This window comes from Vibrio sp. 10N.222.55.C6, assembly GCF_041473395.1.
GTDB lineage: Bacteria > Pseudomonadota > Gammaproteobacteria > Enterobacterales > Vibrionaceae > Vibrio > Vibrio crassostreae_C.
The window spans coordinates 1-357 of the sequence record NZ_JBFRSD010001022.1 but is presented as its reverse complement, the minus strand read 5'-3'; the positions used below and the strand labels follow the sequence as shown (position 1 = coordinate 357).

The 357-nt window shown below is 47.9% G+C and carries 1 protein-coding gene; it reads left to right on the top strand.

Features of this window, described 5'->3' with window-relative positions:
• A partial coding sequence (locus AB4486_RS27360; RefSeq protein WP_372119934.1) for a substrate-binding domain-containing protein occupies window positions 1–357 on the top strand: 357 nt, incomplete at both ends.

Below are 357 nucleotides of genomic sequence, written 5' to 3'. Positions count from 1 at the left end.
CATCCCGGTCGTGGCGGTAGGGTACGACATTATTGATGACAACATCCGCACGATCAACATTGATAATGTGCTGGGCGGCTACATGGCGACCCTGCACTTACTGCAACAAGGGCATGTGAATATCGCTCATATTAAAGGGCTTTCAAGTCAACCTGATGCGGGGAACCGCTTTGAAGGCTACAAGAAAGCGCTGCAAGAGGCGGGTATAAAAGTGATGCCAAAACTCGTCAAACAGGGTGACTTCAGTAGTGAATCTGGTTATGAGAAAACCGTTGAATTAATAGAGTCAAAGGTTCATTTTTCGGCTCTGTTCGCAGCCAATGACCAAACCGCTTATGGGGCGATTAAGGCGCTACA